Source organism: Promicromonospora sp. NPDC057488, from assembly GCF_042802395.1.
Taxonomy (GTDB): Bacteria; Actinomycetota; Actinomycetes; order Actinomycetales; family Cellulomonadaceae; genus Promicromonospora.
On record NZ_JBHVEG010000185.1, the window covers coordinates 1 to 12090 of the forward strand.

Below are 12090 nucleotides of genomic sequence, written 5' to 3' on the forward strand. Positions count from 1 at the left end.
ATCCACCACCCGGTGGATCGCGCCCCGACCTTTGTGCTCAGGTGCTCAGTGGTGGGCCACGACGTGGGTGTGCAGCAGGCCCAGGGCGGCGGCGACCGCCTGGGGATCCTCGACGACGCTCATGTGCCCGGCGCCCGGCACCAGGGTGAGCGCGGCGTCGCCCATGGCGGGACCGGCGGGCGAGCCGGCAGCCTGCACCATGTGCTCCGCCTCGGCCAGCGGCGTGATGGTGTCCTCGGCGCCCACCACGACGGCGACCGGAGCGTCCAGCCCTTCGAGGACGGCGGTCCGGTCGGGGCGGGCCGCCATCGCGCGCTGCGACCAGGCGACGCCGGCGGGCGACTGCGCCCGGATCCAGGAGTCCAGCAGGGGGAACAGGTTGCGCCGGTGCTCGGTGCTCGTGGCTCCGACCAGGTTGGCGGGCATGCCCAGCACGGCGTCCACGGTCTGGCTGGCGTCGACGGCGGCCGCGATCCGCAGGCGCTTGGCCCGCGCCTCCTCGGTGTCCGCGGTCGACTTCGTGTCCACCAGGCCCAGGCCCGCCACGAACCCCGGGTGCCGCTCGGCCAGGGCGAGGGCGACGTACCCGCCCATCGAGTGCCCGACGACGATCGCGTTGCCCTCCCCCGCCTCGATCATCGTGCGGTACACCGCGTCGGCGATGTGCTCGATGCTCGGCGGGAAACCGTCCAGGTCGCTGTGCCCGGCTCCGGGCAGGTCGACCCCGATGGCCCGGATGCCGGGCGGGAGGTGCTCGGCGCACGCCACCCACATGCGGTGGTCCAGCGGGAAACCGTGCAGCAGCACGAGCGGCACCCCGCCGCCGTCCTGCAGCGTGAACGTGGCCAGGTTCTGGGTGGCTCGCGAGGTCATCGTCGTCCTCCTGTGGTGGGTGCTGGTTCGGGGTGCGACCGTTCAGGAGGTGCCGAGGGGCCCGTCCCAGTGGGTCGGCAGCGGGAGCGGGTGGTCCGGCAGGACGTGGGCCACGATCTCGTTCAGCGCGCGGGCGACGGCGGGCTCGCCGACCCAGAGGTGCTTCGCGCCGTCGACGCCGATCACCTCGGCCTGCGGCACGCGCGCGAAGCGGCGGCGGGCCTCCTCGGGACGCAGGTAGTCGTCGAGCTCCGGCACCAGCACCACGAGCGGCTTGCCGAACGCCGCCCAGCGGTCCAGGTCCTCGTCGGTCGCGCGGTGCAGGGGCGGCGACAGGAGGATCGCGCCCTCGATGCTCGGGTCGGCGCCGTGCTTGAGGACCAGCTCCGTGCCGAACGACCAGCCGACCAGCCACGGCCGGGGCAGCCCGCGGAACTCGGCGAGCTCGATCGCCGCGGCGACGTCGTACTTCTCCGCCTCGCCGCCGTCGAACGCGCCCTCGCTCGTGCCCCGCGGGGAGGACGTGCCCCGCGTGTTGAAGCGCAGCACCGCGAGGTCCGCCAGCGCGGGCAGGCGCCAGGCCGCCTTGCGGTAGACGTGGGAGTCCATGAAGCCGCCGTGCGTTGGCAGGGGGTGCAGCGTGAGGAGGCTGGCTGCGGGTTCGCGGTCCGCGGGCAGCGCGAGCTCGCCCACGAGGGTGAGGCCGTCGGCGGTGTGCAGCTCGACGTCCTCCCGCTGCGCGGGCAGGACGGTGAGCGAGCGGATCTGGTGGGTCGTCTGGCCGGAGGCCGCGTCCGGCGTCGCTTCAGTGGTCATCGGGTCCATTGTCCTCCCGCGCGCGGGAGGACGCGTCGGCGCGGGGGTGTGTCGGCGCGGTGACGCTTCGCACGACGGGGTCGGACGCTCAGCGCAGGTTCGCGCGGCGCTGCCAGCAGCTGTTGTGCCAGTGCCGCCGGGCGTCCAGCCCGGCCTCGGCACCGCCGAACCCGTCCGTCTTCCACGCGACGACGTGCGGCGTTCCCGGGGTGACCTCCTGGCGGCAGGCCGGGCAGACGTAGGTCTTGTCGGAGGAACGGATGCGCTGCACCACCCACTCGCCGTCGGCCGCCGACTCGCTGCGGCGTCCGCCCGTGGCCCGGTCCACGTCGAGGGGGACGTGGTCCGCGGCATACGGACGCTTGCTGGAGCGGCGGTTCGACGGCATGGCATCTATTGTTCCGCAGGGCGGAGCGGATGGCTCAAGGCTGCCCGAGAACAGCCCGCATCGCGCACCACAAGGCCTGGGAGCCGCACTCATCTCCGCCCGCTAGAGTGTGGCGGTCCCCAGCAAGGCGCACACCGACCGAAGGACTACTCGTGAAGCACCGCACTACTGCCGGCCTGGCAGCCGTCGCGCTGGCATCCATTGCGCTCACCGGCTGCGCGAGCGGCGACGACAGCGGGAGCGAGAGCGGCAACGCCGCCGCCTCCTCCTCCGGAAACGTCTGCGAGGTGACGGCCGCCGCGGAGCCGTCGCCCGCCCCCAGCCCGTCCGAGGAGGACGTCAAGGCGGTCGACGCGATCGAGGTCTCGGGCCCGGTCGGCAAGGAACCGAAGGTGACGTTCAAGGCGCCGCTCGAGGTCACGACCCCGACGTCCCGCGTCGTGGACGAGGGCACCGGCGCGGACCTCGTCGAGGGCGCCCAGGTAACCATCAACTACGTGGTCATCGCGGGCAAGGACGGCTCGACCAGCGGCTCGACCTGGGAGACCAAGAAGCCGGAGTCGTTCACGCTCGGCGACCCGCAGTACGACCTCCTGAACGACCGCCTGATCGGCCAGAAGGTCGGCACGCGCCTCCTCATGGCCAGCACCGCGATGGACCAGACCATCCAGGTGACGATGGTCGAGGTGACAGAGTCCAAGGAGATCCCGGTCCGCGCCGAGGGCACCGAGGTCGCGCCCAAGGAGGGTCTGCCCACCGTCGAGCTCGCCGACAACGGCCAGCCGACCGTGACGATCCCCAAGGACTACAAGGAGCCCACCGAGCTGGTCGTCCAGCCCCTCGTCGAGGGCGACGGCGCCGAGGTGACCAAGGACCAGACGGTCACCGTCCAGTACGCGGGCTGCCTGCTCGACGGCACGTCGTTCGACTCCTCGTGGAGCCGCGGCACGCCGACGTCGTTCCCGCTGAACGGTGTGATCCCCGGCTGGACCAACGGCATCGCCGGCCAGAAGGTGGGCAGCCAGGTGCTGCTCGTCGTCCCGGCCGACCAGGGCTACGGCGAGCAGGAGAACGGCGCGATCCCGGCGAACTCGACTCTGGTGTTCGTGGTCGACATCCTCGAGGCCAAGGCAGCCTGACCCTCCTCGGCCCCACGCAGGCCGACGTGAGATCTAGCGCACGCAGCGTGCGCATCGCCGCAGGTGGCGGCGCAGACGTGGCGGGTACCCGAGCCGGGTGCCCGCCACGTCTCGTAGGGTCTTCCCATGACCTCGACCGACGTGCCTGCCCCTGAGTCCGCTCCCGTGCCGGAGCGCGAGGTGCTCACCTGGGAGACCTTCCCCGTCGCGGTGCGCGACCTCGCCCACAAGGTGGTGGACAGCGGGTTCGTGCCCGAGGTCGTCATCGCCGTCGCGCGCGGCGGCCTCGTGCCGGGTGGCGCCATGGCCTACGCGCTCGGCACCAAGGGTGTGGGGACGCTGAACGTCGAGTTCTACACGGACATCGGCAAGACGCTCGAGGACCCGCGCGTCCTGCCGCCCCTCATGGACACGTCCGACCTCCCGGGCGCGAAGGTGCTCGTGGTCGACGACGTGGCCGACTCCGGCCGCACCCTCGCCCTGGTCATGGACCTGCTGGAGAAGAAGGGCGCCGAGGCGCGTTCCGCCGTGCTCTTCACCAAGCCGCGCACCATCATCCAGCCGGACTACTCCTGGAAGGACACCGATCTGTGGATCACCTTCCCCTGGTCCGCCGAGCCCCCGGTGACGGGCGCGAGGTCGATCGACGCGTGAACCGCTGAGCCCCGGCGTGCGCGGTCAGTGCCACGACGCACGTGACCAGCACGCCGAGGGCCAGCCCCGAGGCCACGTCGTGCACGTAGTGGACTCCCGCCGCGACCCGGGCTCCCGCGACGGCGAGCGCCAGCGGCACGGCGACGGGCCAGAGCCGGGGCGCGGCGAGCAGGCAGGACATCGCCAGCGCCCCGGCGATGGTCGAGTGGTTGCTCGGCCACGACCAGTCCCCCGGTGCCGGGCACGCGAGCACCGTGGCTACGTCGATCGCCCGGCACGGCCGTTCCTCGGTGACGAGCAGCTTCACGGCCTCGCTCGTGACGTACGCCGCGACCGTGCCTGCGCCGGCTGCGGCGAGCAGGCCGAACCGGGGGCGGTCACGGAACCAGATGAGCAGCACGAGGCCGGCCGTGATCGCCACCAGCGCGAGCAGCCCCTTGCCGGCGACCAGGCCCGCGAGCGGCGCCAGGGACGACGCGGCGGTCCCGCCGGCGACACCTGCGAAGAGCGCAGCGCGGGCGGGCCACGCCAGGAGCGCGAGGGCGCCCAGGATCAGGACGGCGCCGAGCGCGGAGGGCAGGGCAGCGTGCGGTACCGGGCCGCGGGCCGGACCGACCGGACGATGTGCCGGCGACGCATGGTGTGTGGTGGTCATGCCGAGAACGCTACGAACATGCGAAGCAGCGGGGATCTGGCGTAGGTCAGGAGTCGTCTATGACCCAGGTCTTAGATCTCCGGCCGGAAGATCAGACCCTGGCGGGAAGCACTCCCCCGGCCCGTCGACGACGATGGTCCGGTGACCCAGACGTCCCTGCCGGCCGAGCCCGAGCACACCACCGAGACCGCCGCCGAGGCCGTCTCGGCGCGCCGCTCTGCCCGCCCCCTCGGCCTGGTCCTGGCGGTCGCGTTCGCCGGGCTCCTGGTGCTCGCCGGGGTCGACCCCTGGTGGATGATCCCGCTCGCGGCGGTCGCCGCGCCGCTGGGCCTGTCCGACCGGGGGCCACGCCTGGGCGTCCTCGCCATGGCTCTCGCCGCGGGAGCGGGCGCCGTCGCGGTCCTGGTCGGCTGGGCCGACCTGCGCGACGCGCTCGTCACCGCCGCCCGCGGGGTCGTCACCGGTGTGCTGCCGTGGGCCGTGGCGATGGCGTGGCAGGCGCGCCGATCCGCCGAGGCGGACGCCGCCATGATGCTGGTCCGGGAGCAGGACGCCCGACGACTGCGGGCCGAGACCGATCTGGCACGACAGCGGCTGCACCTCGCCGAGGGCCTGCACGACGACCTGGGGCACGCCCTCAGTCTCGTCGCCCTCAACCTGGGCCGGCTGGAGCTCGAGCTGGAACGCGGCCTGGGCGACGGCACGGGACAAGCCGCCGGAGCCGGCTCGGGGCAAGTGACGGAGCGAGACCCGGAGGCCGAGCGCCGTCGGGCGGCAGCCGACTCGGTGCGGGCGTCCGTCGGGCTCGCCCGGCGACAGGTCTCCGATGCGGTGGCGCGCCTCGGGGCGTCGGTCCAGACCCTGCGGACCGGCCTGCCCGACGATGTTCCGGCCACGACGATCGGGGCGGACCTCGAGGTTCTCGTCCGGGACGCCCGGCGGGCCGGCGCCGACGTCGAGATCGACGGATCGCTCGCGCCCGGGCGCCTCGTGCCCTTCGGTCCCGTCGTCGCACGCGTGGTTCAAGAGGGTCTGACGAACGCGCTCAAGCACGCGCCGGGCCAGCCGGTCCGGATCCGCCTCGAGACAGGCGATGGCGAGCACGGGACCGGGGACCGACACGGGGGCGAGCACCGGCACGGGAGCGAGTCCGGGAGCGAGGACGCCTCGCCCCTCGTGGTGACCGTCCGCAACCCGTTGTCCGCAGCCTCCGTCGCCTCCGCCACCCCCGCCACCTCCGCTGCGGGCAGCACGAGCGGTACGGGCATCCGCGCCCTCGCCGAGCACGTGCGCGCTGCCGGCGGGTCCGTCGAGGCCGGGCCGGCGAGCGGCGAGTACGTGCTCCGCGCCGAGCTGCGCCCGGTGGCCGGTCCCCCGTCACCCGCGGTGCGCGTCACGCCTGCGCGTCCGGGCGATCTCGAGACGCCAGGTCGCTCTGCGGATCCCACGCCGCGGGGTGCACAGGCGGTCACCGTCGGGCTGGCTCGGGCCCGGCGTCGGGGCGGAGCACTGCTGGTCGCCGCCGTGCTGGTGCCGACAGCCGCCCTGGTCGCGGTCGCCGCCGCGATCCAGCTCGCGGACCACGTCACCGCACGGAACACGCTGCTCGAGCCGGCGGCCTTCGCGCGTATCGCCGAGGGAGACCCGCGGTCCGCGGTCGAGCGCGTACTGCCCGAGGCCACGCTCCAACCACCTCCGGGAGCCGACCCGTCGTGCGACCACTACTCCGTCACGGCGGACCCCCTCGCCGACGCATCCGGCGATGCCTACCGGATCTGCTGGTCGGACGACCGCGTGTCCTCGGCGGACCTCGTGACCGGCGGCGCGTCGTGAGCGGGCCCGGCGTCGTGGGCCCAGCGGGCCTCCCGGTACCTCCGCCCCTACGCGTGGTCCTCGCCGACGACGAACCGCTGGTGCGGGCCGGGCTGGCCGGAATCCTGGAGACCGACGACGGCATCCAGGTCGTCGGGCAGGGCGCCTCGGGCGAGGAGGCAGTGGCAGCCGTCCGGGCGCACCGACCCGACGTCGTGCTGCTCGATGTCCGCATGGGCGCCATGAACGGGCTGGAGGCCCTGGCGGAGATCAAGCGCGCCGCCGGGGCGCCGCCGTGCCTCATGGTCACGACGTTCGGTGAGGACGAGTACGTCGCGGAGGCGGTCCGCCTGGGTGCCGACGGTTTCGTGCTGAAGTCGGGCGACCCGCGCGAGCTGCTGCTCGCCGTGCGTGCGGCCGCGTCCGGCGGGGCGTTCTTCTCGCCGGCGGTGTCGCGGCGGCTGCTGCAGACCGGGCTCGGCACGCGGTTCGTAGCGCGGCAGGACGCCCGGGAACGGTTCGAGCGGCTGACGCGACGGGAGCAGGAGGTGCTCACCCTGCTCGGCGACGGCCTGTCGAACGCCGAGATCGCTGACCGGCTCCACCTCGCGGAGGGCACGGTCAAGGTGCACGTCACGTCGATCCTGCGCAGCACGGGCGCCCGCAACCGCGTCGAGGCCGCGCTCATCGCGGCACAGGCGGGCTGATCGCGGCGCAGGCGGGTGCTCCGTAGCATCGCCGAGCGGCCCGGAACTGCAAGAATCCGCGGCCCCGGGCCGCTCATCGGCTTGGGAAGCAATCAATCGGCACCTAGTCGCGCCCCAGAACGCCGCCCGTCACCAGGAGCTGGTCAGAGCTCCACGGCGAGCTCCGCGTCACGGAGGTCGAGGCGGTCCAGCAGCCGGTTGTAGGGCCCGAACGTCTGCTCGACCTCGGCGAGATCCAGGTAGTCCGACAGGTCGTACCGGTGGGACGGGGTGCCCTTCGGCTTGGCGACGACGTCGGCCAGGTGCTCCTGGTCGCGGGTGGTCCAGGTGGCGCCGATCGCTGCGTACAGGCGGGGTACCTCGGTGAAGGGGTCGGCGCTGAGCTTGTGGTACGGCACGTCCACGATCGAGGCGGGCGGCAGGTTGCGGCGCAGCTCCAGACCCCGGTTCACCTGGTCGACCAGGTGGTCCAGGGCGAACCGGCCGATCACCTGCCGGTCGGTGTCGTGCTGGTACATCCCCCAGAAGGTCTCCATCAGGCTGCAGAACGACCCGATGACGGTGACGGGGTCACGGTGGGTCCACACGAACGTGGCGTCCGGGAAGACCTTGAGGATCGTGTCCATGTCGGCCAGGTGCGCCGGGTACTTCAGGAACCAGCGCTTGGGCGCCCGGCCGTGCTGCAGCACCTGCAGGCACGACTTGAGGTATTCGTAGTCGGCCGTCTGGTCGCGCTGAGCCGCCCAGGCGCTGTACGACGGCATAAGACCGTGCAGGACCGGCCAGTGGCTGCCGTGCGGCAGGAGGAACATCGACTCCTCGGGCCGGTCGACGTTGATGGGGTGGATGTGCGGGATGTCCGGCGCGAACCGCTCCATCAGGCCGGCGCCCTGCTCCATCTGCTTGATCAGCTTCTGCTCCGACCGCGGGTCCTCGAAGCCGGTGTTCTGCATCTCCCACAGCAACGGTGCGCGGTGCTCGGGCGAGGCGGACAGGACACGGTGGGCCAGGGTCGTCGCGGTGCGCGGCAGCCCGCAGACGATCACCGGCGCCGTGATCTGCTCGTCGGCGATCTCCGGGTGCTCCGCCAGCAGGTGGTTGACCCGCAGCCGGTTGACGTAGCGCCCCTTGACGTCGGCCAGGATGAGGGACCAGCCCAGGGGTGACAGCCGAGGGATCTCGGCCGCGCCCCTCACGATCACGCCGAGGTCGTCCGCGAACTGACGATCCTCGGCGCCCGCCTTCTTCTCGACCTGCGCGACGGCCTTGGCCCAGGACCGGTCTGGGTCCTCGTACCCCTTCACGACCGGTCCCAGCACGGTGTTCAGCGCGCGGGTCACGCGGGGCGTGCGACTCACAGATCCTCCAGTGGAATTGCTCGGGGTTGAACTCGGATGGGAACTACGTGCGGGGCCTGGTACGGGCACCGCTGGGCGACGTGGCCGCCCGAAGCACTCTCCGCCTCGTCACTCGGCCCAGGGCGACGGGGCGGTGGCTCGGAAGGTCACCGGCAGCGCGACGGGGCGCCGGAAGCGCAGGTCGGGGACCCAGCGGACCTCTTCGGCGCGGGTCGCGAGCGCGGGTTCCACCTGCCGCAGCAGGGTCTCGACCGCGGTGCGGACGATCAGCCGCGCCTGGCGGGGTGCCGGGCACCGGTGCGCCCCCGCACCCCAGGCCAGGTGCGCCCGGTTGCCGAGCCCGTCCCAGGCATCGCCGCGGATCCTCGGGTCCGAGGCCGCCGCCCCGACCGCCAGCAGCACGGCGTCGCCCCGCTCGACGTACGCGTCGTCACCGAACAGGTGCCCCTCCTTGACGGCGAAGCGTGGCACGAGCACCGTCACCGGCGACGCGTTCCACAGGACCTCGTCCAGGGCCTCGTCCGTCCCGAGCCGCCCGCCGGCCAGCCGCCGGAGGAACCCCTCGTCGCTCAGGGCCAGGAGCAGCGCCTGTCCCAGCCACGCCTGCACGCCCAGGCTCGCGCTCGTGACCAGGGACAGCATCCCGGTCACGGCCTCGGCGGTGCCCTCGTAACCGGAATGCTGCGCGAGCAGGCCGATCGGCGTCAGGCCACCGCTCGCGTCACGCCCCATGACCTGTCCACCGAGCAGGAAGCTCAGCTCGTCGACGATGGCGCTGTCCCCGCGCCCGGCTGCCAGGTCGTCGGCTATCTCGAACACCTGGCGCCCTGTCCTGGCGTCCAGCCCGAGCACCGCGGCGAAGGCGAGATGGGACACCGGCACGACGTAGTCGCGCATCAGGTCGGCCCCGTCCCCGGCCACCAGCCGGTCGACGACCTCCTGGCACACGTCACGGGTGATCCGGCCGACCTCGGCCGTGTCCACCGCCTCGAGCACCTCGTCGACCGGGCCTCGCAGCCGGGCATGTACCGGTCCCGACGCCGTCTCCACCTTCCGCGTCGACCCGGGCTCGAAGGACGACCGGAAGGCCGCCGGCAGCGGCCCGCTGGGCTCGCCGTTCCAGGCGCCCGTGTCAGTGGTGACCATCCCGGAGCCCCGCGCGAGCGTGGCGAGGGTCTGGTACCCGCTCACGAGCCAGGCACGCGCGTCCGACCCGAGGCCGACCGGGGCAGCCTCTCCCCAGTCCTGCCGCAGCTCCGACCAGACGGCGTCGATGTCCCGCGCCGCGAGCACATCGGCGAGCAGAGGGACGTCCACAGGGTCGAACAGGCGCATCGGGAGACCACCGGGTCGTGGCGACCCGGACAACACCGGACTTGGGGCATGCGTAGCCGCAGTCTGATTCGTCATCGTTCTTTTCCACCAGGGGGCAGGGCGAGACATCGGAGACCGTGATGACCCTAGCGGCCAAATACCGCATATGGGCACAATTTCACCACGATGGATCCGGGTGAATCTCTCCACGCGGCAATCTGCGGGTGTCGCCGCGCCGACAACGACGTCGGCGTTCGCTGTGCCAAGCTGTGCGCATGGACAGCGGTTCTCCTCCGCGCGCATGGTTGCTCATGGCAGCAGGTGAGAACCGCGGCCACGGCGGCAACTTCGGGTACGACGACCAGCTCGACTCGTACTACTCCTGGGACAGCAAGGTCCCGAATCACAGGAACCTCCAGGTCGGCGACCCGGTCGCGCTCTGGGACAAGGAACGCCTCCTCGGGGTCTCGGTGATCGAGGAGATCGAGACGTCCGGTGGTCACAAGACGCAGCTGCGCTGCCCCGACTGCGGGCTGACGCGCATCCAGCAGCGCAAGAACACCGCGCCGCGCTTCAGGTGCTCGAAGTGCGGCCACGAGTTCGAGACACCTGTCGTCGAGCAGGTCGACGTCACCCTCTACACCGCGCGATACGACGCGGCCTGGACCTCGTTGGACGGCCTTCTCGACAGGAATGAGCTCAAGGAGCTCAACACGAACAAGGGCAGCATCAACTCGATGCGCGAGCTCGACTGGCCTGCTTTCCGCGAGGTGCTCGTCGACAGGGGCGCCGGCCGCGCCGTCGAGCGGCTGACCGCACGCACGCCGGACCTTTCGTGGCAGCCTCCGGACGGGTCACGCGTCGAGGCGGCCGGAGGATTCGGCCAGGCGATCGTCCGGGTCCGCAGAGGCCAGCGGCAGTTCCGCGCAAACCTCCTGGCGGACCAGGGCAGCACGTGCGCCTTCACCGGGGATGCCCCCGAGCGAGTCCTGGAGGCAGGCCATCTCTACTCGTACGCGAAGCTCGGCACCCATTTCAAGTACGGCGGGCTGATGCTCCGTCGCGACATCCATCGGCTGTTCGACGACGGCTCACTCGCAGTCGATCCGGCGTTGCTCCGTATCGACGTCGGTTCAGACCTGGCGCAGTACCCGCAGTACGCGCAGCTCCACGGCGCGTCTCTCACGACACGACTCGTGGACGACCAGGTGGAGTGGCTGGGCAAGCACTGGGCCGAGCACCGGACGGCGGAGCGGCACTCGGCCGGTCCGGCACGGACTGGCCGAGCCGCATCCTAGACGTCGAGCCGCGTCCAGCTGGTCAGGTCGCGCCAGCCGTCCGCACCCGTGGCCCAGCCGGTCAGGACCCGGTGCGCGAGTCTGAGATCGGGGCACGACGCCTGGTAGACCGGGCTGCTCGAGCTCTCGCGATGCTCGACGACGAACGCGGGTCCGTCGCCTTCGAGGGCCGTCTGGGCAAACCTGTCGTCGTTCGCCAGGTCCTCGAGGATGAAGAACTGCTGGCGGCCACGCCGGACCTGGTGGAAGAGCATGAGCAGGTCGTACGGAGTCGGGTCGAGCGTCGGCACGCCGCGCTCGGGCCGTACCCGCAGGCGTGCGGGGACCCCCAGCGGCGTCTCGTCGGGCAGCCGCTTGCGCCAGTCCGGCACGCGCACCCGGACCTTGGCCCCGGCGTCCCCCGCCCAGTCGACCTCGAAACCATGCCGGGCGACCGTGGTCGCCACGATCTCGCCGACGGCGGCGGCCGGTGTCTCATCGAACCCGCCGAACGAGAGGAACAGGTCACCAGGAGTGCCCTCGAGCCGGTCCGCTTCCTGGCTGTGGAAGAACGTGAACCCGAGCGCATCCGGGCCGTTGGGGTCGGCCTCGTCATGGATCTCGGTGGCGCCGCAGGTGTTGCAGCAGGCGAAGGACATCCTCGCGACCACACCCAGGCTCTCGAGGTCGGCGAACGCCGTCGCGAGCGCTGTGTAGCTGCCCTCGTCGATCCAGCTCGCCTGCTCGCCGACACGCTCCTGCCACTCGTGGCGGGCGGCTGCTTCCGCTGCGGTTCGCAGGCCTGGCGCGGCATCCGACTCGAGCATCTCATCGGCGGCCTGGAGCACCTCGTCGAGCGGGGCGAAGCCCGCCCGCACCATGGCGCGAACCTGCGATCGCACGTAGTTCAGTTCCTCGTCGCCGGCCATCGGCACCACATCCATGTCGGTCACGGCCGTGACTGTAGTGCGGGTCACCGACACGGCCGACGAGCGGGACTCACCTTGGTCCGGGTTCTCGTGCCGGACGACCGACCCAGGACGAACAGAGGCCCGGAACGCACGATCTGCGGTTCCCGGGCACTTCGTAAGAGGTAA

Annotated in this window: 12 protein-coding genes; 5 read left to right on the plus strand and 7 right to left on the minus strand. The window is 72.1% G+C overall.

All coding sequences use genetic code 11. The features are described 5' to 3' along the window. Positions 1 to 45: 45 nt before the first annotated feature. From ACFU5G_RS25455 to ACFU5G_RS25465, 3 genes are all read right to left on the minus strand, one after another. Positions 46 to 873 carry an alpha/beta fold hydrolase gene (locus ACFU5G_RS25455; RefSeq protein ID WP_377251122.1) on the minus strand — a complete coding sequence of 276 codons (828 nt, stop codon included), beginning with the start codon at positions 871 to 873 and terminating at the stop codon, positions 46 to 48. Between the two features lie 42 nt (positions 874 to 915). After that, positions 916 to 1689, minus strand: a complete 774-nt coding sequence (locus ACFU5G_RS25460) for an alpha/beta hydrolase (RefSeq protein ID WP_377251124.1) — start codon at positions 1687 to 1689, stop codon at positions 916 to 918. Between the two features lie 88 nt (positions 1690 to 1777). Beyond that, positions 1778 to 2077 carry a hypothetical protein gene (locus tag ACFU5G_RS25465; RefSeq protein ID WP_020017601.1) on the minus strand — a complete coding sequence of 100 codons (300 nt, stop codon included), beginning with the start codon at positions 2075 to 2077 and terminating at the stop codon, positions 1778 to 1780. Positions 2078 to 2229: 152 nt separating this feature from the next. On the opposite strand from ACFU5G_RS25465, the gene ACFU5G_RS25470 reads away from it, so the two are divergent. Together ACFU5G_RS25470 and ACFU5G_RS25475 are read left to right on the plus strand one after the other, a co-directional pair. After that, positions 2230 to 3216, plus strand: coding sequence for an FKBP-type peptidyl-prolyl cis-trans isomerase (locus ACFU5G_RS25470; protein ID WP_377251126.1), 987 nt, complete (start codon positions 2230 to 2232; stop codon positions 3214 to 3216). Positions 3217 to 3342: 126 nt separating this feature from the next. Beyond that, positions 3343 to 3870, plus strand: coding sequence for a phosphoribosyltransferase (locus ACFU5G_RS25475; protein ID WP_020017603.1), 528 nt, complete (start codon positions 3343 to 3345; stop codon positions 3868 to 3870). On the opposite strand, the gene ACFU5G_RS25480 is transcribed toward ACFU5G_RS25475, so the two are convergent. Beyond that, positions 3812 to 4525 (minus strand): phosphatase PAP2 family protein, encoded by a 714-nt coding sequence (locus ACFU5G_RS25480; RefSeq protein WP_377251128.1) that lies wholly within the window; start codon positions 4523 to 4525, stop codon positions 3812 to 3814. The two genes, ACFU5G_RS25475 and ACFU5G_RS25480, sit on opposite strands and share 59 nt — an antisense overlap. 141 nt (positions 4526 to 4666) lie before the next feature. Here ACFU5G_RS25480 and ACFU5G_RS25485 point away from each other — a divergent pair, with 141 nt between their 5' ends. Beyond that, the gene (locus ACFU5G_RS25485; RefSeq protein ID WP_377251130.1) at positions 4667 to 6358 is read left to right on the plus strand and encodes a sensor histidine kinase; all 1692 of its coding nucleotides are present in this window, start codon (positions 4667 to 4669) and stop codon (positions 6356 to 6358) included. A 53-nt stretch (positions 6359 to 6411) separates the two neighbouring features. After that, the gene (locus tag ACFU5G_RS25490) at positions 6412 to 7044 is read left to right on the plus strand and encodes a response regulator (protein ID WP_377251132.1); all 633 of its coding nucleotides are present in this window, start codon (positions 6412 to 6414) and stop codon (positions 7042 to 7044) included. Positions 7045 to 7187: 143 nt separating this feature from the next. On the opposite strand, the gene ACFU5G_RS25495 is transcribed toward ACFU5G_RS25490, so the two are convergent. Both ACFU5G_RS25495 and ACFU5G_RS25500 read right to left on the minus strand, forming a co-directional pair. Next, on the minus strand, positions 7188 to 8402 hold the full coding sequence (locus ACFU5G_RS25495) for a sulfotransferase family protein (RefSeq protein WP_377251134.1): 1215 nt from the start codon (positions 8400 to 8402) through the stop codon (positions 7188 to 7190). Between the two features lie 108 nt (positions 8403 to 8510). Continuing rightward, positions 8511 to 9737 (minus strand): hypothetical protein, encoded by a 1227-nt coding sequence (locus ACFU5G_RS25500; RefSeq protein WP_377251136.1) that lies wholly within the window; start codon positions 9735 to 9737, stop codon positions 8511 to 8513. Between the two features lie 290 nt (positions 9738 to 10027). Between ACFU5G_RS25500 and ACFU5G_RS25505 the strand changes: the two genes are divergently transcribed. After that, positions 10028 to 11014, plus strand: a complete 987-nt coding sequence (locus ACFU5G_RS25505) for an HNH endonuclease (protein ID WP_377251138.1) — start codon at positions 10028 to 10030, stop codon at positions 11012 to 11014. Here ACFU5G_RS25505 and ACFU5G_RS25510 read toward each other — a convergent pair. Further along, the gene (locus ACFU5G_RS25510) at positions 11011 to 11937 is read right to left on the minus strand and encodes a DUF6891 domain-containing protein (RefSeq protein ID WP_377251140.1); all 927 of its coding nucleotides are present in this window, start codon (positions 11935 to 11937) and stop codon (positions 11011 to 11013) included. The two genes, ACFU5G_RS25505 and ACFU5G_RS25510, sit on opposite strands and share 4 nt — an antisense overlap. Positions 11938 to 12090: the final 153 nt, after the last annotated feature.

What these genes read in the sequence shown, in the direction of transcription:
- ACFU5G_RS25465 (WP_020017601.1), bottom strand. Translation starts at nt 2,077, where the DNA reads ATGCCGTCGAACCGCCGCTCCAGCAAGCGTCCGTATGCCGCGGACCAC.
- ACFU5G_RS25455 (WP_377251122.1), bottom strand. Translation starts at nt 873, where the DNA reads ATGACCTCGCGAGCCACCCAGAACCTGGCCACGTTCACGCTGCAGGAC.
- ACFU5G_RS25480 (WP_377251128.1), bottom strand. Translation starts at nt 4,525, where the DNA reads ATGACCACCACACACCATGCGTCGCCGGCACATCGTCCGGTCGGTCCG.
- ACFU5G_RS25510 (WP_377251140.1), bottom strand. Translation starts at nt 11,937, where the DNA reads ATGGATGTGGTGCCGATGGCCGGCGACGAGGAACTGAACTACGTGCGA.
- ACFU5G_RS25505 (WP_377251138.1), top strand. Translation starts at nt 10,028, where the DNA reads ATGGCAGCAGGTGAGAACCGCGGCCACGGCGGCAACTTCGGGTACGAC.
- ACFU5G_RS25460 (WP_377251124.1), bottom strand. Translation starts at nt 1,689, where the DNA reads ATGACCACTGAAGCGACGCCGGACGCGGCCTCCGGCCAGACGACCCAC.
- ACFU5G_RS25475 (WP_020017603.1), top strand. Translation starts at nt 3,343, where the DNA reads ATGACCTCGACCGACGTGCCTGCCCCTGAGTCCGCTCCCGTGCCGGAG.
- ACFU5G_RS25500 (WP_377251136.1), bottom strand. Translation starts at nt 9,737, where the DNA reads ATGCGCCTGTTCGACCCTGTGGACGTCCCTCTGCTCGCCGATGTGCTC.